The 20,349-nt window shown below is 39.8% G+C and carries 18 protein-coding genes and 1 tRNA gene; 7 read left to right on the top strand and 12 right to left on the bottom strand.

Translation table 11 applies throughout. The features are described from left to right. Positions 1-27: 27 nt before the first annotated feature. From ACLHDG_RS14125 to ACLHDG_RS14110, 4 genes are read right to left on the bottom strand one after another with little or no spacing between them, the layout of a single operon-like run. Complete coding sequence (locus ACLHDG_RS14125) at positions 28-981, bottom strand: AAA family ATPase (protein WP_415406880.1); 954 nt, start codon at positions 979-981, stop codon at positions 28-30. A gap of 36 nt (positions 982-1,017) precedes the next feature. Next, positions 1,018-2,166, bottom strand: coding sequence for a hypothetical protein (locus ACLHDG_RS14120; protein WP_415406879.1), 1,149 nt, complete (start codon positions 2,164-2,166; stop codon positions 1,018-1,020). Continuing rightward, on the bottom strand, positions 2,147-3,679 hold the full coding sequence (locus ACLHDG_RS14115) for a VWA domain-containing protein (protein ID WP_415406878.1): 1,533 nt from the start codon (positions 3,677-3,679) through the stop codon (positions 2,147-2,149). The genes ACLHDG_RS14120 and ACLHDG_RS14115 overlap by 20 nt, the downstream gene beginning before the upstream one ends. Further along, entirely contained in the window at positions 3,676-4,599 is a 924-nt protein-coding gene (locus ACLHDG_RS14110) for a vWA domain-containing protein (protein ID WP_415406877.1), read from the bottom strand. The genes ACLHDG_RS14115 and ACLHDG_RS14110 overlap by 4 nt, the downstream gene beginning before the upstream one ends. Before the next feature lie 100 nt (positions 4,600-4,699). On the opposite strand from ACLHDG_RS14110, the gene ACLHDG_RS14105 reads away from it, so the two are divergent. The 5 genes from ACLHDG_RS14105 (at position 4,700) to ACLHDG_RS14085 (ending at position 8,568) form a co-directional block, all read left to right on the top strand. Beyond that, positions 4,700-6,379, top strand: a complete 1,680-nt coding sequence (locus ACLHDG_RS14105) for a L,D-transpeptidase family protein (protein ID WP_415406876.1) — start codon at positions 4,700-4,702, stop codon at positions 6,377-6,379. Positions 6,380-6,382: 3 nt separating this feature from the next. After that, positions 6,383-7,009, top strand: a complete 627-nt coding sequence (gene coaE / locus ACLHDG_RS14100) for a dephospho-CoA kinase (RefSeq protein WP_415406875.1) — start codon at positions 6,383-6,385, stop codon at positions 7,007-7,009. Between the two features lie 52 nt (positions 7,010-7,061). Then, positions 7,062-7,808, top strand: coding sequence for a diaminopimelate epimerase (dapF, locus tag ACLHDG_RS14095; RefSeq protein WP_415406874.1), 747 nt, complete (start codon positions 7,062-7,064; stop codon positions 7,806-7,808). 11 nt (positions 7,809-7,819) lie between these two features. Beyond that, entirely contained in the window at positions 7,820-8,455 is a 636-nt protein-coding gene (locus tag ACLHDG_RS14090; protein WP_415406873.1) for a tetratricopeptide repeat protein, read from the top strand. A gap of 38 nt (positions 8,456-8,493) precedes the next feature. Further along, a tRNA-Val gene (locus ACLHDG_RS14085) sits at positions 8,494-8,568 on the top strand. Between the two features lie 421 nt (positions 8,569-8,989). Here ACLHDG_RS14085 and ACLHDG_RS14080 read toward each other — a convergent pair. The 6 genes from ACLHDG_RS14080 to ACLHDG_RS14055 form a co-directional block, all read right to left on the bottom strand. Then, on the bottom strand, positions 8,990-9,892 hold the full coding sequence (locus ACLHDG_RS14080) for a metal ABC transporter substrate-binding protein (protein ID WP_415406872.1): 903 nt from the start codon (positions 9,890-9,892) through the stop codon (positions 8,990-8,992). A gap of 10 nt (positions 9,893-9,902) precedes the next feature. Next, on the bottom strand, positions 9,903-11,072 hold the full coding sequence (locus ACLHDG_RS14075) for an ABC transporter permease (protein WP_415406871.1): 1,170 nt from the start codon (positions 11,070-11,072) through the stop codon (positions 9,903-9,905). Continuing rightward, a complete protein-coding gene (locus ACLHDG_RS14070) occupies positions 11,065-11,736 on the bottom strand; it encodes an ABC transporter ATP-binding protein (RefSeq protein ID WP_415405605.1) in 672 nt (223 codons plus the stop codon). Before ACLHDG_RS14070 ends, ACLHDG_RS14075 begins: the two co-directional genes overlap by 8 nt. Before the next feature lie 2 nt (positions 11,737-11,738). Beyond that, on the bottom strand, positions 11,739-13,370 hold the full coding sequence (locus ACLHDG_RS14065) for a hypothetical protein (protein ID WP_415405603.1): 1,632 nt from the start codon (positions 13,368-13,370) through the stop codon (positions 11,739-11,741). Between the two features lie 173 nt (positions 13,371-13,543). Further along, a complete protein-coding gene (gntH, locus tag ACLHDG_RS14060) occupies positions 13,544-14,767 on the bottom strand; it encodes a guanitoxin biosynthesis MBL fold metallo-hydrolase GntH (RefSeq protein WP_415406870.1) in 1,224 nt (407 codons plus the stop codon). Between the two features lie 130 nt (positions 14,768-14,897). Continuing rightward, entirely contained in the window at positions 14,898-15,665 is a 768-nt protein-coding gene (locus ACLHDG_RS14055) for a hypothetical protein (protein ID WP_415406869.1), read from the bottom strand. Between the two features lie 234 nt (positions 15,666-15,899). Here ACLHDG_RS14055 and ACLHDG_RS14050 point away from each other — a divergent pair, with 234 nt between their 5' ends. Together ACLHDG_RS14050 and ACLHDG_RS14045 are read left to right on the top strand one after the other, a co-directional pair. Continuing rightward, the gene (locus ACLHDG_RS14050) at positions 15,900-16,694 is read left to right on the top strand and encodes a DUF2490 domain-containing protein (RefSeq protein WP_415406868.1); all 795 of its coding nucleotides are present in this window, start codon (positions 15,900-15,902) and stop codon (positions 16,692-16,694) included. Positions 16,695-16,922: 228 nt separating this feature from the next. Beyond that, positions 16,923-18,080 carry a transposase gene (locus ACLHDG_RS14045; protein ID WP_415405985.1) on the top strand — a complete coding sequence of 386 codons (1,158 nt, stop codon included), beginning with the start codon at positions 16,923-16,925 and terminating at the stop codon, positions 18,078-18,080. A gap of 495 nt (positions 18,081-18,575) precedes the next feature. Here ACLHDG_RS14045 and ACLHDG_RS14040 read toward each other — a convergent pair whose 3' ends face one another. Together ACLHDG_RS14040 and ACLHDG_RS14035 are read right to left on the bottom strand one after the other, a co-directional pair. Continuing rightward, positions 18,576-19,403, bottom strand: a complete 828-nt coding sequence (locus ACLHDG_RS14040; RefSeq protein ID WP_415406867.1) for a hypothetical protein — start codon at positions 19,401-19,403, stop codon at positions 18,576-18,578. A gap of 40 nt (positions 19,404-19,443) precedes the next feature. Then, positions 19,444-20,295, bottom strand: a complete 852-nt coding sequence (locus ACLHDG_RS14035) for a hypothetical protein (protein WP_415406866.1) — start codon at positions 20,293-20,295, stop codon at positions 19,444-19,446. Positions 20,296-20,349 lie beyond the last annotated feature (54 nt).

The raw sequence follows: 20,349 nt of genomic DNA, 5'->3' as shown, positions 1-20,349 counted from the left end.
ATTTGTAAACTTTCATAATTAATGAACCTATGGAATAGGCAAAGTCTCAACAATAGTAGAGATGATCTCATCCGTACTCACACCCTTAGCCCGAGCCTCATAAGAAAGCACGATCCGATGACGAAGTACATCATGAACCACATAGCCTATATCAGCAGGGGTAACAAAATTATTACCCCTCAAAAAGGCTTTGGCTTTGGCTGCTTTGTAGAGGTCTATGGAAGCTCTCGGACTTGCTCCGAACATGATACTTTCTGTAATAGAAGATAGTTTAAATTTTGCAGGGTCTCTCGTAGCAGAGATGAGATGTACGATGTACTGCTCCAACTCTTTGTCTATGTGTATTTTCTCCAGTTCTTTCTGTAAGGTATGCAGTTCTTCTATGCTGAGTACCTTTTGCACCTCTGCAAAACTTTTACTGGCTCCCTTACGCATGATCTCAAGCTCTTCTTCTTCAGAGTTGTGCTCTACAACGATCTTCATCATAAACCTGTCCAGCTGTGCTTCAGGCAGTGCATACACACCCTCCTGTTCTATGGGGTTCTGTGTTGCCATGACCAAAAAAGGAGATTCGAGTTTAAAGGTCTCTTCTGCGATGGTGACCTGTCTCTCCTGCATCACTTCAAGCAGAGCAGACTGTACTTTGGCAGGAGCACGGTTGATCTCATCGGCAAGGAGAAGGTGGGTAAAGAGAGGACCTTTTTTGATGCTGAAAGAGTGGTCTTGCGGGTTGTAGATCTGTGCACCAATAATGTCTGAAGGTAAGAGGTCAGGAGTGAACTGAATACGTTTGAAGTCCAGTCCAAGTGCTTTGGAGAAAGCATTGATAGTAGTGGTCTTAGCCAATCCGGGAACACCTTCTACCAAGATATGTCCATCGCAAAGCAGACCTATGAGCAGACCTTCTATCATCGTCTCTTGTCCGATGACCGCTTTGCTTAGTTCCTGTTTGAGTTGTGTTATCTTTTTATGAGTCGGCATTTAGTGCCTCCCTATACTGAATTTTAATTCTTGTATTCATGTTATCTTCTCCAGTGCTTCTTGTTTAACTTTGTTAAAATTGATTTTACCATTTCTATATAAACCCTTCTCCAGCTTTTCAATGCTTAAAGCAAACTGTTTAGAGTCTGCTGCCATAAGCAGTTGCAGCAGTGCTTTCTCATCTTTACAGGCTTCTATCTTCTTTTTGAGCGGATGAGATGTTTGTTCTGTGCTCTTTTTCTTCCATTTTAAGCTGATAGCTGTCAAGTACCCTGCGCCAAAAACCACAAGGTAAGAGAATAAGGTCATAAGTATGGTAGTAAGCCAGGACCAGTCACTCTCTAAAGGTTTGGGACTGTCTATTTTGTCAACCAAGCTCTTGACATCTACTTTGCGAATGTCAAAATGTTGTTCCGCTACTCTCAGTTTGTAACTTTTTTGGGTTTTAGGGTCAAATGCCTTGAGCACTATAGGTCCCAGATCAAAACTTTTAGAGTGAGAAAGTGCCATAGGGTAGATAACAGTGCTTCTTGTCCCCTGGGAATTGTTGACAGCATTGACTATGGGCTTCTCTTTAAAAAGGGTGAAGTTGATATTTTCAGGAAATAGATCCTTTAAAAGTGGCGGATAGCCGGAACCTGTGATGGTCACTTGAAAAGGCAGAGGCTCATAGGCTTTGGCTTTGTTTGTTTTGAGACTGTGTGTCAGGCTGAAATCCCCAACCAGAGAAGTACCTTTAGGAAGTGCTTTTGCCTTAAGTGTTAATGGAGGCAGGTCGATCTGTGTATCAACTGTGGTTAATCCTTTGACATTATCTCTGTCCCCTGAAAAGCTGTAAGCAAGATTTTCTTCTGTGGTAGCTTTTTGTATAAGGTCAAAATGAAGTTGTATCTCCCCTGATCGAAGAGGGTAGATAAGATACTCATAGTGCACCTGTGCGGTATGATGTACCTCTGTCTCCTTAACGTTAAGACGATGAAATTCATAATCAGGGCTTTTTTTAAGTACAAAATGAAAAAAGAGGACTTTGTCTCTGTTTGTTTGGTTCAGGTCAAGTGTCATGATAACAGCTTCTTTGACATAAGGAGATGTGTTACTCAGTGTAAAGTGATGTTTGAAGTCTTCCGCACTAAGCCAAAGGGTACACAACAAAACAAGAAGTATTTTACCAAGGCTGTTTTTCATGTATATATCCTTTGTTTATGAGTTCATAGACTTTAGAACTGAGAGGCTGCTTCTCTTGTTTTGGATCAAGGGTAAGTCTGCTCTTTTCCTGTTCTTTGCTATTACTCTTTTCTCCACCATCACCACTCCCGGAGCTAGGCTGATCTTCATCTCTTGTCTCTTCTTCCCCCTCTTGATGTTCACTTTTGGAACTGTCACTACTTTGTGATTTAGGGTGAGCGATGCCCAACTCGGCACTTTTTTTATCTGCCAAAAGCGCTACCAGTGCCAGGTTCGCTTTAGCATCTTTGTCATTACCCAATTGTAAAGCCTTAGTATAGTACATCTTGGCTTTCTCATACATCTCTTGTTTTGCATAACAGTTTGCGATGTTGTAGTAGAGCTTCTGTTTGATCTGGGCTGAGGTAGAACGAATGGAGAGGTAGTTTTTTAAGGCTTTTTTATAGGCACCTTGTCTGTAATACGTATTGGCCAGAGCAAATCGGCTTTGTAAAGAGGGTGTGTCCAGTTTACCAAGATATGCTTTTGTGGTATTAAACTCTTTGTTCTGATACGACTGATAGGCTTTGTCAAGATAGTAGTTGTCAAAAACAGAGGCTTCAGCCTGTATCCCCAACAAAGAAAAGGCAACAAGAAGGAACTTGACAGCACGTGTGTGCAGCATTAAAAAGAGTAACAGAGCAAAGAGTAAAGGTATCTGATAGAGTTCTCTGTATCGATGTTGCTTCTTAGTGATGAGTTCTCCCTTTTGATCATCCATCTCAAGTGCATCGTAGAGTGCTTGAGCAGTTGATTCAGGGGTAGAAGAGGCAGTCATATAGGTACCTCCTGCTTGGGAAGCCAATGTCTCTAAAAGAGGATTGATACGTGAAATGATAAGGTGATGTTCCTTGTCTTTGAGCAATGACCCGTCAGCGTTTTCTATGGTGGTACCTTGCCTGCTGCCTAAAGCCAGGATGGTTAAAGAGATGTTGGCATTCTGTATGATACTGCTTAATTTCTCTGCATCAGTTTCTTCTCCTCCATCTGTGATGAGTATGAGGTTCTTCTGCTCACTTTTCATAGAGGCAACTTTCTTAAAGAGTTTCTCCAGGGAAGTACCTTTGGTGAGTATGTATTCCAGGTTGAGACTCTCCAGTGCTATGGAGATAAGCCTGTGGTCTGTAGTGGGAGGAGAGAGAAGCAGAGGGTTACTTGTAAAGGCAATGAGCATGATGTTATCTGTCGGATTGGAAGCCAAAAGCGCATTGGCAGTTTCTTTGGCAAACACATAACGGTCAGGTTTGATATCTTTTGCTTTCATGGAGTATGAGACATCCAGTGCGATGATAAACTCTTTTGCCTCTATGGGACTCTCTTCTATCCCCTGTTTAATGACGGGACGACTCAGTACCAAAACAAGCAGCATTAAAATGATGAGATGGCCGGTTTCGATCATCTTTTTTTCTCTAGTCCAAAAAAGCAGTGACAGAGGGATAAGTAACCATAAAAAACCAGGGTAGAGTATACTCATACTTTGCCTCCCATAAGTATCTCTCTCTTTGGGTAGAGTACCCAGAGCAGGAGAAGTACAAACACAATGCTTAAAGGGAAAAGAATAAGTAGCTTTTGATTCAGGTAATTTTCACTTCGTATGGGGCTTGGTTCAAGTGCATCTATCTCTCCATAGATTTTTGCAAGTTCAGCTGCCGAAGAGGCTGCATAATTCTTTGCGCCACTCTCTTTCGCGATGGTCTCCAGCAGTGCTACATCATAGTCAGATTTTTTTCCTATGCCTATGGTATAGATCTTGATACCCAGGGCTTTAGCTTTAGCTACGGCAGCAGAGGGAGAAGTTCTGCCGGCATTATGGTAGCCGTCAGTAAGCAGGATGATGGCTTTGTTCTTTGCTTCTCCGTAAGAGAGTGTACGCATGGACTGCATAAGTGCATCTCCGATGGCTGTACTCTCTCCGGCCAGACCGACTGTTGTCATTTCAAGCAAGTAACTCAGTGCTTCAAGATCATAAGTAAGTGGTGAAGCAGTATAAGCAAAGGTACCAAAGACAACTACCCCCATATTGTCATCAAAACGTTTCTGCGTAAAAGCCGAAGAGAGTTCCAATGTCGTCTCATACTTATTTTTAAATCTGTCTTTTCCGTCAAAGCCACTCTGTGCCATAGAACCACTCGCATCAATAGCCAAGATGAGGTCTCTCCCTTTTTTGTGTTGGTTGCTGGAAGCATCATAGACAAAAGGTTTTGCCAGTGCAAAAACCATGAGAGTAAAGAGTATCATCTTAAGCCATGGCTCCCAGCTTAGTAAAGGGCTTTGTCTTCTGATCCACTCCAGTTTAGGGAAGTAGTAGATCCTGCTATATTGTTTGCACCATAAAAAGCATGGTAGAAGCAGTAATAATACCAGAAAGTAGGGTGAGCCAAATGTAAAATGCATAGAGAGATTCTAGCATGTATTCAATGTAAAATGCATAAAATATTATTTTCGTAAATTATTTTGATATACTATAACTAAAAATTTTTATGGATGAAAATAGATGATAAAATTAAAAAATAGAGTACTACGTTTACTTATAGGGCTAGGACTTTTCTCTGTAATTTTGTTTGGAGAGAGTGCCCTGGCAAGAACGGGTAGCTTAGCATTCCAGGAAAATGCTTCAGACATGATGTTAAATTCACTTCAGGGGCAACCTAAGCATAGCTTTTTAAGAAAACTTTATACACGCGTGCTTTTTATGCCGGTTTGGATGCATGAGAGTTCTTTTTCTCCTTCTGCAAAAGAACTTTTTATACAGATACAAAATGATGGAACCCTCAATAAAAATGGTCAACTCTATAAAGACTCTTTTCTCTTGGAAGAGGAAGCCCAAAATGTATATACGAACGATGGAACACTTGCAGAAAAGATAAATCTTGAATTTAAGATCTCCCAACTGTATAAAGCCTATACGGATTATACGTATTTCGGAAGTATCAATTGGGGTGCATTTCAGGCAAGGATCTCTAACCTCATAGTCAATGGTGTAAGTACGGAGTGGGTACTGCATAGACCAGATGCAGATCCTATCGGTATGGTTGAAAATGCTGCACTCGGACAAAGTTTAACAAAACAACTTCAAGCAGCTATGCCACGGGCATATCACTATAAAGTACTGCAAAAAAAGCTAAAAAAATATATGACCATCCGGGACAATGGTGGCTGGGAAACTGTGTTTCTCGCTAGAAAGCTTAAACCGGGAAAACATATGAAAGGTGTCGATGCTCTTCGAGAAAGACTGCTTGTGACAGGAGACTATATACCTTGTGAGGAGAGTCAGGAAGATCTTGTGTATGATGCCTGTTTGCAAAAAGCAGTGAAGCATTTCCAGGCACGTAATGGTCTTAAAACAGATGGTGTTGTAGGTCCGGGAACACTGCGGGTTATCAATATAAGTGTAGATGAGCGTATTACGACCATTCGTCTGAACCTGGATCGTCTTAAATGGCTGAATGAGAGACAGGAAAAAAGACATGTTATCATTAACATTCCGGACTTCCAACTCTATTTTGAAGAGGATGGTGCATTGATACAAACGATGAGGGTTATTACCGGAACGCCAAAACACCCTACACCTATTTTTAGTGATATGGTAGAGCATATTGTCCTTAACCCTCATTGGAATGTGCCTAAAAGTATTATCCAAAAAGAGATGATCCCTAAGTTGCTGCGTAATCCAAATGCGATGTCAAAACAAAGGATAGAAGTTTATACAGGATGGGGTAGAGACGCAGAGAAGGTCAACCCTGCCTCAATCGATTGGAGTCAATACCGTTACAGTAAACATATGCCATATCGTTTTGCTCAGACACCGGGGACCCATAATGCCTTGGGAAAAGTGAAGTTTTTATTCCCAAACAAGTTTTCGGTCTATATGCATGATACCCCGACCAAACATCTTTTTAAGAAAGATAAAAGAGCATTCAGTCATGGGTGTATCCGTTTACAGAAACCAAGAGAACTGCTGCAAACCTTCACTACCTTTAACAGTCATATAAATTTTGAAAAAGCACAAAATACACTCAAGGGAAAAAAGAAAAAATATTTTAATCTTACAGAAAAAGTACCGGTGGATGTTATTTATTTGACTGCATGGGTAGATTATGATGGAAAGTTACAGTTTCGCAATGATGTATACGGCTATGATGAGATGCAGTTGAAATCATTTAGGAAGTGGTAACAAATGGCATTTGACTATGCTGTTGTACTTACTGGAAGTATTGCCACAGGAAAGAGCAGTGTATCCAAAATTTTTACTTCGTTTGGCTTTGTCATGATCGATGCCGATAAGATAGCCCATCAAATACTGGATGAGCAACATCAGAAAATTGCACAACTGTTTGGTGCTGACTTGATAAAAAATAATAAAGTAGACAGAAAAGCGCTGGGGGATATCGTTTTTACAGACCCTGCTAAGCGTAAAGTGCTTGAAGTACTGCTACACCCTTTGATCTATGATGAGATAGAACGACAAGCCTCAGAACAAGACAGATTCAAAAAGCCCTATATCATAGATATCCCTCTTTTTTTTGAAGGCGGGCGTTATCCTATAGAGAGGTCTCTTGTTGTCTATGCTACAAAAGAGCAGCAGTTAAAAAGACTTATGCAAAGAGATGGGTATAATGAGGAAGATGCACGTAAGCGAATAGAGACGCAAATAGATGTGGATGAGAAGCGAAAAAGAGCGACCTATATCATAGACAATACCGGTGATCTAGAGCAGCTTCAACAGGAGTGTGAGAGAGTGAAAGAAGAGATTAAGGGAGACTTTCTGTCTCCCTCTCGCCAAGGGCGAAGCTTTAGTGATTGAATAGTATAAGGACTTTGTTCGTATGATATGAGAAATAAATAGGAGATTTCAAGTGACAGTGACTAAATATTCAGGCAATGGCAATGATTTTGTCATGTTTGTAGCCAAACAAAAAGCAGACAGATCAGCACTTGCCAGAAAACTGTGCCATAGACAAAATGGTGTGGGTGCAGACGGCTTGGTGGTTTTACTGCCACATGAAGAGTATGATTTTGAATGGGAGTTTTACAACTCTGACGGAAGCCAGGCAGATATGTGTGGGAATGCTTCTAGATGTGTAGCACACTTCGCACATGAAAAAGGTATCTCCAAAGACAACACCTCAGAGTTTTTGACAGGGGCAGGTGTCATCCGTGCGACAGTTAATGGACTCTATGTAGTGAGTGATATGGTAGAACCAGACATTATAAGTGATGATATAGAGGAATATGATGAGAAGTGGTGGTTGATAGACTCCGGTGTGCCACATTTAGTCGCTGTGCGTGACAATCTTGATACCTTTGATCTGGAACATGCAAGGGTACTTCGTGAGAAATACAATGCGAATGTTAACATTTGTAAAGTAGAGGGTGACACGATGTATGTTCGTACCTATGAGCGTGGTGTTGAAGATGAGACACTGGCTTGCGGGACAGGCATGGTAGCATGTTTTATACGCAATCATAAAGAAGGTAAAGTACCAGATCAGGTAAAAGTACATCCTAAGAGCGGTGATGAGCTCTATGTGAGTTATGAAGAAGGGGTATATCGTTTTGGCGGAAAAGTGACTAAGACGTTTGTTGCGGAGACATTTATTTAACAAGGAATAAGATGACAAAGTGCATAGTATTGCTTCTTTTAACTGTAAGTTTATGGTCAAATGATTTTGACAAAGCAGTAGAAGACTACAATAAAGGCAGCTACATTCAGGCACTCAATACTTTTTATGTTTTAGCAAAAGAAGGGGATGCAGAGGCCCAATATAACGTAGGGATGATCTACGCCAATGGAAAAGGTCTTAAAACAGATCTTTTGGAAGCGATGCGGTGGTATGAAAAAGCAGCAAAGCAAGGTAATGCATCCGCACAATATAATCTTGCAAAACTTCTTCATGACAAAGATAAAAGTGACCCCCATGCGTATACAAAAGCACATCATTGGTATGAAAAAGCAGCAAGAGGTGGTGTAAAGGAAGCATATAATAATCTTGCTGTACTCTACATGGAAGGTCAAGGTGTAACAAAAGATCAGCAAAAAGCCTTTGCTCTCTTTAACAAAGCAGCTCAGATGGGAGACAGCAGTGCCCAGGTCAATGTAGGTGTGATATATGCATGGGGTGATAGTATCGTCCATAATAAAATGAAAGCATATGAAAACTTTAAAAAAGCACTTCATTCAGGAAAAAGTGAAGCAAAAACACATCTTGATAGGCTTTGCAAAGAGAGTGCATGGGTCTGTAAAGACTAGTCTTTAAGTATCGGTTGGTTATAATTCCAGCCTTTAATGCTCGATTAACTCAGCGGTAGAGTGCCTCCATGACATGGAGGTGGTCACAAGTTCAAATCTTGTATCGAGCACCATTCTAAAATGCTTATAAAAACCCTCACAAAGCCCATATATAGGACATCTAAGGCTCCTAATAGTATCACTCAATATCTTAAAATAATCTTGTAACTCATCTTATTATTATGACAAAACACCACGGTTTGTGGGGTATTTGTGGTGTGATTATGTGGTGTAACTTTGCGTTATACTCCAGATTGACCCCGATATACCAAAATGGGTCTAACCCTCTAAAGGAATAGATAAGCGTAAAACTATTTTTTGTAGAATGAGTATTCCTTATAAAATCTTCCATATAGCACATTTTATAAGGTTTTCTATGGGAGGGTACAGATTTATGGCCTGCAAACGTCGCTACAGCGAATAACCTTATAAAATATGTTAAATTATAAGGTTTTGAGTATTACATACGAAACGATCGATCTTCCGTCTAATAACCTAATAAGCTTTTTTAAGTATTTTGAGATTCTCTTGCATTTGAGTAATGAAGTCTCCATGCTCAGGCTGGTTCATACAAGGTTCGATCACAATATTTTTAAGTCCAAGGCTTCGAATATATTCCAAGTTTTCTGTTGTTGGTTTCCCTTCCCATATCATTACTTTTGCAGGATGCACTGCCAGTAACGCATTTATTTCAGCTTGCGCTTTTTTGTCGATCTTCATCTCTGGTTCCCAAAGCAGTGATTTAAGGTTGAGGCCGTAAGCACGTGCGAAATATTGGTAGACAGGGTGAGAAGCGACAATGGGTCTTTGAAAATCACTGACGGCATTTCTAAAGCCTTTGTCGAGTTCTTCCAGCTCATGCTTGAGTTGTAGATACAATTGCTCTATATGCTCTTTTTCTTCAGGTTCCATAAGGATCAATGCATTTTTGATGGCTTCGGCCTGCTTGATAGCCTGTTGCATGTCTAACCATGTTGTAAAAGCGGTGCCAGCATGAGAGTGTTCGCCACCAGGTCCATGAGTGTGGTCTGCACTTTCTATATGAATAAGCTCTTTTTCAAAAGCCTTGGAAGTGTTGACCAATTTAGATTCGGGGAGAGATGCAGTACTACGCCATTTGGCATAATCAGCACCATTTAAAATGATCAAATCTGCCTGGGCAAAACCGAGTATCTCTTCTGTATTGGGTTGCCAAAAAGCAGGGTCAACATCGTGGGGTACAGGAAAAATAACCTGTACACTCTTTGGGGTCATACGTTGTGTAAAATAATAGAGCGGATAATTGACTGCATAGACCTCTTTTGATGTTCTGTCCTCTGTTTGTGTCTGTTGTTTTGATTCGTTGCATCCATTCATCATAACAATGAGAACGAATGTAAAAAGTAATTTTTTAAGCAAGTGAATCCTTTTAAAGTATGAGATAAATCAATTTATCGCCCAGCATATTCATGACCAATGCTGAGATAGAGACTAAGATGGAAGCAATCAGCAACACAGAAATAATCTCCCCAAAAAGCAGCATCTTCACTCTAAACGGTGAAGCACCGATCTTCAAGATCGTTTGAAGTTCATTACGTCTTAGACGAATGGAGAGTATAAACACCAGAACAGCAATAGCAAAGGTTGCTGCCAATATGACCAGCAAAATAACCAAAGCGAGATTTTTAATGTCAAAAATGGTATCGATAAGACTCGTAATGACCTTATGGGGTTCAATCAGCATTTGCAATGGGTTGTCACTCATATAACGTCCCATCAAAATCGTTTTTGACTTATGGTCATGAGGTAAGACGATCGCCGCATTGACAGGAAAGGCAGATTGCTTACCATGAAAATGAAAAGAATTCATATTTTCAGACGTAATATAGCTGTATTGCCTCAACGATGCATTGGCTATGAGTGTTTCGCCTTCACGTTTGAGTATGCTTTTGGGATCGTTTTCAAGTTTATCATGACCATGTGCAAGTCCTTCAATGATCCAGGAGGTTTTAATATCGCTAAAGACTGCATTGTCATCTGCAGTGGCACTAGGTTTTAAAACACCGACCACATCCATCTTCAAGGGGTAGGTTCCGGCTATATCAAAAACATTATCCGGAGAGGAGATAATGGTGTCCCCGACTGAGACACCAAGTCTTTTTCCTGCATCGCTTCCGAGAACACACTCACCAATACGTACAAAATGACGTCCCTCTTGCACTTGTAGATTTCTAAAGGTGAAATAATCAAGTGTTGTACCGATAATAGGTGAACTCTTGACATGATATTTACGGTAGATAGGAATGACATTTGTTAGTGTACTTTCATGCAATGTTTCGATCTCACTGTATGTCATAAGGGGAAGTTCTTGATCGGCAAAATAAAGGGCAGATAGTACTAGGTCAAGTTTGCTTCCCTGTGCTCCTAAAAGCAGTGGTGTGGATTGGGCACGTGCTTGCAGGTGTTCATTGGTGATAGACGAAACGATGCTGAGTCCCAAAGGGATGGCAGCTACAAGTGCTAGTGACAAAGAAAGCGTGATGATTTTTGCACGATAGAACAAGAGGTAGCGCAGCAGTAGATAAGAAAGATCACGCATCCTTCTCTCCTTTAAGCAACTGTGTAAAATCAATGACCCTGTCAAAGCGTTTGGCAAAGGTATGATCATGCGTGACAGTTATGAGTGTTGCTCCCTCTTTTTTGACAAACTCCAGTAGCATATCAGCCACAAGATCGGTATTCTTTGGATCAAGGTTATCTGTCGGTTCATCTGCAATAATGAGTTTTGCTCCGGTGATAAGAGCACGCATGATGGCAACACGTTGTTGTTCTCCTTGCGAAAGCTGTGAAGGATAACGTTGAAGTTTGTCTTCCATACCGAATGTTCCGGCTATCTCTTTAGCCCTTTCTACTGTCTCTTTTTCAATGTGAAGTGTCTTGTCCAGGCGGTACGGCAGAAGAATATTATCTAAGACATTCAGATACTCAAGCAGCTCAAAAGACTGAAAGACCATACCGATATGGGCAATACGATATCGACGCAAGGCCTTTTCATTTTGTTGTTTTAGTGATGTGCCATTAATGATGATATTACCACTTTGAGGGCGACTGACACCGCAGATCAGATTGAGTAAGGTTGTCTTGCCTGAACCACTGGGTCCCGTTATGGCAATGCTCTCTCCTTTCTTGATGGACAAGGCAGAGATATCCAAGCTGAAGTTACCATCAGGATAAGAAAAGTGAAGATCATTAATAAGGATCATGACTATTTGATCCTCTCTTCATTGTAAACCTTCATCGTTTTGATCTTCCATACTTTGTTCACAGGCTCAATGACAAATTCTGCATCATAATGGTTTGCACGCTGATGTATATGACCCCAGTGTCCAACTGACCCGTTCACATCCCATGAACCGTCAAGTGCATAACCATTGTCTAACTCTGTGAGTTTTAGATCTTTGATCTCAATGGTATCGACACTCGCTTCTGCCCCGCCTTGGTTTTTCAGTTCTAAAGAACGTTTGACCTGCAGGTAGATATCACTTAAGAGATCACCATCCACACTTTTAGAGAGGGCATCATAGATCGCACCTTCCTCTTTAAAGACAAAAGAGCGGTAAACATTATTCAGTAATTCATGCAGAAGCAAGCGTGCATCTTTATTGTCAAGTTTAGCCTCTATCGGTGAATAGATATTGATTTTTACCAATGGCCAGCTGAGCAGCGCTGCAAGCAGAGAAATAATCGCCAACATAAGCAAGATCTTCTTCTTTCGCAAGATATAGAGTGTTATCAGTACTAAAAACAGTGTACCCAGAAGCAGTGCAATCCAAGGAAGAGCTATAGTACTTTGGGTGACATGCACCGTATTGATACTATGGTCTTTTGGAAAGCGAAGATAGTTGGTCCATACCAATTTTCTGTTATCGGGATCAAGAAAATGGTAAAAAGGACCCGCTTCATCTGTTATCGTTGCCGGGATATAGTTGATCTTATCACTGAATAGATCCCAATCCACATATACCTTTTGAGGCAGTGAAGGAACGGGATAGGTGTAGATGATACCCAAAGTCGCTGTACTTGTCGGCAGATCTCTTGGCGGTGTGATAACACCGCTGCGTTTGAGCGTACGTTCAATAAAATGGATGCGGTCAAGTTGTGGCACAGCCTCTTTACCGTCAATGGTCACCTTGGCTCGATCCATTAAAAATGCTGCTACTTTTGTTTTAATCACCTTTTGATCCGCCACTGTGAGGATCTCTTTGCCCTCAAGTCCCAACTCTGTCCACTCTTGCAAGTCCTTAGGACGCAGAACAAACTCTTTGCGTACTTCATAAGGTTCTATATATAAAAAGAGCGACATCGGGTGACGATATTGACGTGAAAGAGCCTTACTTGAAAATGCTGAATAGAAGGGGTCTTCCCAGTTCAGTATCAGTGTCTGTTCATGGGCAAGGTAACGAAAATCATTCACAGCTTGTTCCATGTGATAAAGGATAAATCCGATTGTGGCACGATTATCGATGACTTTGATCAGAAGTTCCTTAGGGTTAGAATGCACAAAGGGGTACTCAATGCTGAGATGCAGAACATTAGGTGCATTAGAACTTTGCAACGGAAGAGGAACACCAGTAATAGGATCACGCAGTAGTTTTGTACCAGGACGTATGTCGGTGACACAACCATTAAGTGCATTTCCATCAGCAATGAGCATCATTTTTTCACGAAGATAACGCTGGGTACGTATATTGAAGTCTTCGGGAGGAAGACCTTTTAATGCTCGTAATGACTCGGGGTAAAGCTCAAGAAACTTGTCAACATCCTTTAAACCTATCTCCAGCTCTAAACGGACGCTCTTTTGCTCTACATAATACTGTGCGATTGTTGGACTCTGCATCGATTTATTGATAATGATTGCATCCGCAAAGGCAGTCGTGAATCCTAGAAAGAGGGATATGATAAAGAAAAAAAGAGGCATATATTCTACTTATTGTCATGAATTGGTATTAAAATCTATTAGCTAGCATCCATAATGATTAGCCATCTTCGTTACAGATGACTAATTATAACTTATTTCATGTGATGTTCTTTTTTAAACTCAGTTACCATTGGTTTTAGAGCATCATCAACATTCCATTTACCCTCTCTAATATAATCAGTGATTGGATCTGGGACAGTTCCTTTTGCCGGTGGACTCGGTACTTTGTTTGGTCCAGGAACACCCCATGCCTGATCAGGAGAAACGATATCACGTACCTTGATCTCTTCTTTGGTAATATTCCAAACCATATTATCAGTGGCAAGTGTCAACGGACCGCTATAGGTCTGTCGAACACCATCATAGATTCCATAACGTGTGTCCGCATCATTAAAGAAGTGATAACCGATCGCAAGTCTAGGTTTGATTTCACTCATTACCTTACCAAATGCTGGTGGTGCAGTATGTACTCGTGTACCGACACCCAGTGCCTGTCCTGGCGACTGACCATACAACTCAACTAATTGTGAAGGTGTCAAGAAAGTTTCATGAATGGCAACATCAGCATTTTTTGCATATTTGATGTACCATTTGTTCGGAAAAGTATCCCCACCGATAACAACTTTTAATCCTGCATATTCCATAATGAAACTCACAGCACCATCGCCCGCATGTATCGCCGGAATTGAGCGAATCGTTACCCCATTTTCCTGATAAACGATCTTGTTTTCTGCTTTATAGTCAAACTCTATAACGGAGATCTTTCCAGGTTCTGCACTGAGTGCATAATCTCTGGTTCTTGCATCCCAAGTAAACGATTTTAGAAAATGTTCAACAGCATATTTAGTCCCCATGTCAGCTGTAGCACCGCTTGGTCCCCATATCTTCAATGGCCCTGTACGACCTGCAGTCCATCCGCCAGCCCATAATGTTGAGAGATCGCCCCAATGATCTGTATGCAGGTGGGTTAAAAAGACTTTGTCCAAATAATCATAAGGGATCATCAATGCCGCCACATTGACCATCGATCCTGTCCCGATATCAAACAGGAACTTGTCGCCGTTTCCCGCTTCAGCCAACCAGCATGTCGCCGCCTGTGAACGTCTTGCTGCAGGGAGACCGGTACCACAAGAGATAAGACGAATCTCATCTTTTTGCAACTCTTCAGTACCCGGATAATAGACATAACGATCCGGAGCCTCACCTGTTGTCGATTTAACAACCCCACCTGCAGCAAAGGCTACAGTAGCACCAAGTAGTGCGAGTGCAAACCCACTACCAACCAATCTTCTTACCATTGTATTTAGATTTTTCATTTTTAAATCCTTTGAGTATCTAATATAAAAATCCGATGTCAAAGACACACAAACACTGATCATTGTAACAAGTAAAAGCATGATACTTTTTGTTACTTTACTATTCGTTCTCTTTTTTAAAATATAAGTTTTAGAACCTATACTTAGCACCGATGATTGGTCCACTCATGCTAAACTTATTAAACATACTACCAAATGTGTCACTGTCTTCGAAGTCCCACTGAAGATGACGGTAACCCGCTACCACATCGAAATTCTCGTATTTATAAGCGACTCCGGCAAAAGCTTGCCAAGTTACATCAATATCCCCAGTTCCTACATCGAACTGGAATGGTATAGACCATTTTTCATTCAGATCATATTTACCTCTGACACCGACAATCCCGTCCCAAGCACTATCCGATCCCGACATTTCTGGAAACGGAGAAACGGTTATTTTTGGTTGCATATATAAGTAACGTGCACCCGCTAGAACGTCAAGATCCAACTGCTCCGACTCCATGACTCTATAAGCGACTGTAGGCGTCACAACCCAGGTTTTAAATTGAATATTAGTAAGTACCGGTGCACCACCCAGGTAGGTATTGGGTTTATTTCCCAATTTTATATACATGATATCGGTCTGAAAATCCCACTTGCCTTTCTGCGCACCTAAAGTACCCATATAGACAAAATCCAAATTATCAAGGAGATCACTGAAAGGGACATCAATCTCAGTTCCATCAGAAGTATTCCCTCCTATAGCTGCAGCCCATAGGTAAAGAGAGGCAGAATACTTCCACTCATCGATCACAACCTCTTCAACTACAACCGGTTCAACGGGTGCTATATCACCACCTGCCATTAATACATTACCAACTATTGCTAAAAGTGCAACTGAACTTACTATTTTATTCATTTTCATTCTCCTCTTTTGTATTTTTATCAAATTGAAATTGACGATTCCACTCAAAATAATTTCATCACATCGCAGTTAACCATCATTTTATATTATAGTCTTATATTATTTTTTTGTCTATAGTATATAGGCAAGTGTCCGTTATGTGCCTTGAAGATAACTAAAATTATATGCTATAGTTACAGATAAACATGAACTTTAAAAGTATGTATATGGGCATAAGGAACTGTAAATATGATACACAATAAAGACATTATATTTTCACTGCAAAAGATCACTATCTCCATACTCTTAGTATTGTTTTTTGCAAGTTCTACACTTCAAGCTGTGGGAGAAGAACAAGAGGTCGCACTGGAGCTTTATCCTCAATGGTTATCTCAGGAAGATTATACAGTACAGGGTAATATAGGTATCGAGAAAGATTTTCGAAGTGATGACTGGGTGGAATATTATGGGAAGCCTTCAATTGCCTATGCTCTTGATGGAAATTGGGGTCTGCATGGTGGTTTGGGGCTTTACTATACTGACAATAAATCTAGTGATAATAATCTTGAGATCAGACCGTTTCAAGGAATTAGTCATTTTCACCCATTGACTGAAAAATGGAAGTTGAGCACCTATTTTAGAGCAGAAGAGAGATTTCAATATAATACCAGTACCCGGGACAAGGAAACCACTCTTCGACTGCGTCTTCGTTTTCGTACAAACTACAAATTTAATCCACTTTCAACAAAGCACTCCTGGCATCAACTTACACTTGGCGTAGAGGGATTTAGAAGCAATAATGATGATCAGAGCAATACGGATACTCAGGATAACTATACGTATGAATCCCATGTTACATTCGGCCTTGAACGAAGTTTAAGTGATCAGAACAAATTACGTTTTGAACTGTCGTGGAAATACCAGGTGCCACCCGGTGATATATCGGAATCCTCAGTAAACACTTTTTATTTCAAAATACAATACTATCCAATTTGGGGAGAAGTATTGAGGAATAAATTATTTCATAGAGGGATAGATGAGTAGTGGACAGAAAAGTCAGTTTCCCTAACTTGAATGAGTATAGTATTCACTGTTCTTAAAAATGGAATATGAACCAAATGGCTTATTTTCAAAACCTTATAAAATAGAGCCACTTGCAGATTCCAACAAAAGTTTGATTATTAAGAGTATAACGCAGAAAAAAAGCTGATTCTGATTTCAAAAGGTTATAATTTTTTACCACAAAAATCTAACAAAAAAAAGAGTCAGCTTATGAAAAAAATTATACCTTCACTTTCAAAAATGTGGCTTAAAGTCATTAATTTAGAGCAGAGTCTTTTTCCCAAACTACAAGAGTCTATAGGGTTGTTAAGTCCTAAAGAGGAAAAGCTGATAAAGATCCTTGACTTTGCAGAAATAGAAAGGTTTGTCTCTACTGTACAAATTACCAATCCACCTAAAGACAGAGAAGAGATGGCACGTGCCTTTGTTGCTAAACAAGTCTATAATTTCCAGACTACAAGTGCCTTAATAGACAGATTAAAAATTGATAGAACATTAAGAGTCATATGCGGATGGAGAGATAAGAATAAGATTCCCAGTGAATCTAAATTCAGCCGGGTCTTTAAAGAATTTAGTCAACAATGTATTGCAAACAAAGCCCATGATGTTTTTATAGCGAATTATTTGAGTGAGACACTTTTCTTTTATAGCAGTATCGATTCCACAGCCATAGAACTTAGACAAAAGTCTGTGAAGAGTAAAAAAGAAATCAAGCCTAAACGAAGACAGGGACGTCCAAAGAAAGGTGAAGAACTTCCTCCTAAAAAACCAAGCATTTTACAACAGCAGGAGAAAATGACTGAAGTAGAAGAGATGTTATCTCTCATAGGAACAGAGTGTAATACCAGTATCAAGCAAAATTCAAAAGGAAACCGACACAAATGGACAGGAGGTAAACTTCATCTCTCAGTAGTAGATGGAGATATTCCTATCACAGCTATCTATTCCTCAGCATCTGTACATGATAGTTCATTGGCATTACCACTCATTAAACAGAGTAGTGAAAAAGTAAACTATTTGTATGATCTGGCTGATGCAGCCTATGACACCAGTATCATAAGGAATTATTCTACAAAACAAAATCACAGACCCATTATTGATATTAATCCCAAGAATTCAAAAAAGCTGAAAGAGAAAATAGCTTTAAGTAAAAGTGAAAAAAAGATATTAAGCTCACTTAAACTCTATAATGATTCAGATGATCTGCACTACAACCAACGAAGCAGTGTTGAAAGAGTCAATGCTTATTTGAAAGACAGCTATGGATGCAGTAAGATCTATTATCAGGGAGCCCAGAAGGTAGCTTCGGTGTTAGCCTTTGCAGTGTTGTCTGTCTGCATCACTCAGTCTTTGAAGCTTGTTACTTAGCTTTGTCTAAATAGCAGAGTCAAAACACCATCTTCCTAAACTCAAACCATAAAGCACGTAGTCAAAATAGGTTTTTTAGCAGTTTTTAGCTTTTTAGTTGTAAATAATCTCATAGACGACTTTTTTCATTAGGGCTCAATAGTTGATTATGGATTATGGGGAATTAGCCACTTTGAGATGTTTAATTTGCAAGTGGCTCAATATATAAGATTATAAGGTTTTCTCTCGGTACAAATTTAGCCAAAACTTTTAGAAATTATTGTATTTTCCCTAAATTACCTTTAACACCTTAGCCAACAAATCATTGTACACCTAATAAATTCAATCTACTTCCACAACTATGGGATCCATCGCTATATCTTTGGTTTGTAACCTGGGTTCCTTTTGGTAATGTTTGTACTTAACTTGTATTGTGGTTTGGAAGCTTTTCGGCTTATTTATGGAGAGATACCCGAAAGGAATTAAGGCTTGGCTAGTGTGGGTTTCTGCATCAAATCAATCTTCTCCAAGTTTCATATCAATATCTGTACATTCTTTGATCTTTTTTTCAACTTCTTCCATAGAAGGTAAAGAGCATTGAGAATATACAGCATCATGTAAAGGTAAAGGATTAATGAACATTGGGGACATAGCATCCTGTATCTTTCTCTCGTAATAAGACCAATAGAAAAACATAAATGTTCTGCTTTGACTTGCAGTCATTTTTTTAAAATCAATCTTAGCAGATGCGTTTTTCTCTTTTACTTTCTCTTTGGTTCTTTTTCGAGCATATTTCGCTACTTGGGTGTTATCACTTGCCTTTGCTGATATCTTTTCTGCAAACATGTCTCGCTCTGTGTAGATACCAAATTCTTCTTCCAATTCTTCTGTATATGATTTCTTGCCTTCTCCCATGACAATTGCTTGTAGAACTTCTTTTGTCTTTTCTTTAGACCATCCCATAAGTTCAGATATTTCCTTCCGTACCTTACGCTTCTCTTTGATATATCGACGAAAGAATGGAACATTTGAATCAGGCAACAAATGTAAGAAAATCGTTTGCATAGCAGCTTCCATATCATAACCTTTAAGACTAGAAATACAATCACGATCAACCTTGGAAACATACACCATAGTTGAATACTGCCTTCCTAGTTTTCCTATCTCGTTCTTAGTGTTAAGTGCTACATAAATGACTTCGTTACCTAACCAAACAGTATTTTTCATCAGTATTATCTGACCGTGTAATGACATCTTTGAGAATTCATCAACTGTCACAAGTATGGTCTCTTTAAGGTTGTGCTTATTAAAGCAATCTGTACTTGAGGCAATACCTCCTGTCATGATCTCATGGATATCAAACCATGTCTTAAACCAGTAGCTGTTATCTATTTTTTATCTTGCCGGTATAAGCATCATGGTAGTAATATTGAACTTCATCAAATAAGCTTTGACAAAATGGAGTTAGTTTGTTAAAGGCAGTAATATCGTTTGAGAATCTTTCATTTCCAATGGTTTCCGTAGTTTTATCAGGGTATCCTACAAGACTGTCAAACTCCCACTTTTCCACAGAATATAAGAACCTACAGAGTTGCCTACACTCATCATAGCGATCTGTATTAGCATCAAACAAAGACAAAAGGAGGGACGCTTCAAAGATACGGTTAGGAGCTATATATTTATCACTACGCTTATCGAAGCTTAACTTGTTTGATTGCACACCACGAATAGTATTCAAATCACCCATAGTAGTATGGTTCTGACACCACTTAACCAAATAAGCAAAGTCTTTAGTATGGATGGTAACATTCTCACCTGCAAACTTATGAGGTACTACAGTAATGGAGTGGATACATAAGGTATCAGGGGTAGGTCGTATTTCCTGGGTTATATAAGGGTGAAAAGGATGACATGACCCTCCATAACCCCCTGTGCCCTGGGGATCTCCTGTTCCCACTGTTCCCCCTTTATTAGTAGTTTTGGGGGAACTTCCTGCTTGGTTCTTGATTCTTCTTGTAGCTTGAGCCCTTGTCATACTCCCTAGATTTAAAGGAGACTTTTGGGTTCCTTCTGTTTCCAGCTTAGACGTTGGTATGATAGGATTCTCCACATCCATTGCCTCTTGTGGTCTTATATGTGCTTCTTGGATTTCCAAGACCTTACCCTCTGAGATTGTGTGGGTTTTCGTTGGAGTGTCTGCTTCTTTACTCGTTCTTACTTTCAAAAGAGGACTCATAGATGGATACCTTGTTTTATTTTTTTTTCGTGTACTATACTATCAAAACTTTAC

The organism is Sulfurovum iocasae (assembly GCF_047716765.1).
Lineage (GTDB): Bacteria > Campylobacterota > Campylobacteria > Campylobacterales > Sulfurovaceae > Sulfurovum.
The sequence above is the reverse complement of the archived record's forward strand: the minus strand, read 5'-3'. Positions and strand labels throughout refer to the sequence as shown.

What these genes read in the sequence shown, in the direction of transcription:
- ACLHDG_RS14125 (WP_415406880.1), bottom strand. Translation starts at nt 981, where the DNA reads ATGCCGACTCATAAAAAGATAACACAACTCAAACAGGAACTAAGCAAA.
- ACLHDG_RS14120 (WP_415406879.1), bottom strand. Translation starts at nt 2,166, where the DNA reads ATGAAAAACAGCCTTGGTAAAATACTTCTTGTTTTGTTGTGTACCCTT.
- ACLHDG_RS14115 (WP_415406878.1), bottom strand. Translation starts at nt 3,679, where the DNA reads ATGAGTATACTCTACCCTGGTTTTTTATGGTTACTTATCCCTCTGTCA.
- ACLHDG_RS14110 (WP_415406877.1), bottom strand. Translation starts at nt 4,599, where the DNA reads ATGCATTTTACATTTGGCTCACCCTACTTTCTGGTATTATTACTGCTT.
- ACLHDG_RS14105 (WP_415406876.1), top strand. Translation starts at nt 4,700, where the DNA reads ATGATAAAATTAAAAAATAGAGTACTACGTTTACTTATAGGGCTAGGA.
- coaE (WP_415406875.1), top strand. Translation starts at nt 6,383, where the DNA reads ATGGCATTTGACTATGCTGTTGTACTTACTGGAAGTATTGCCACAGGA.
- ACLHDG_RS14090 (WP_415406873.1), top strand. Translation starts at nt 7,820, where the DNA reads ATGACAAAGTGCATAGTATTGCTTCTTTTAACTGTAAGTTTATGGTCA.
- ACLHDG_RS14075 (WP_415406871.1), bottom strand. Translation starts at nt 11,072, where the DNA reads ATGCGTGATCTTTCTTATCTACTGCTGCGCTACCTCTTGTTCTATCGT.
- ACLHDG_RS14070 (WP_415405605.1), bottom strand. Translation starts at nt 11,736, where the DNA reads ATGATCCTTATTAATGATCTTCACTTTTCTTATCCTGATGGTAACTTC.
- ACLHDG_RS14065 (WP_415405603.1), bottom strand. Translation starts at nt 13,370, where the DNA reads ATGCAGAGTCCAACAATCGCACAGTATTATGTAGAGCAAAAGAGCGTC.
- gntH (WP_415406870.1), bottom strand. Translation starts at nt 14,767, where the DNA reads ATGAAAAATCTAAATACAATGGTAAGAAGATTGGTTGGTAGTGGGTTT.
- ACLHDG_RS14055 (WP_415406869.1), bottom strand. Translation starts at nt 15,665, where the DNA reads ATGAATAAAATAGTAAGTTCAGTTGCACTTTTAGCAATAGTTGGTAAT.
- ACLHDG_RS14050 (WP_415406868.1), top strand. Translation starts at nt 15,900, where the DNA reads ATGATACACAATAAAGACATTATATTTTCACTGCAAAAGATCACTATC.
- ACLHDG_RS14045 (WP_415405985.1), top strand. Translation starts at nt 16,923, where the DNA reads ATGAAAAAAATTATACCTTCACTTTCAAAAATGTGGCTTAAAGTCATT.
- ACLHDG_RS14040 (WP_415406867.1), bottom strand. Translation starts at nt 19,403, where the DNA reads ATGACAGGAGGTATTGCCTCAAGTACAGATTGCTTTAATAAGCACAAC.
- ACLHDG_RS14035 (WP_415406866.1), bottom strand. Translation starts at nt 20,295, where the DNA reads ATGAGTCCTCTTTTGAAAGTAAGAACGAGTAAAGAAGCAGACACTCCA.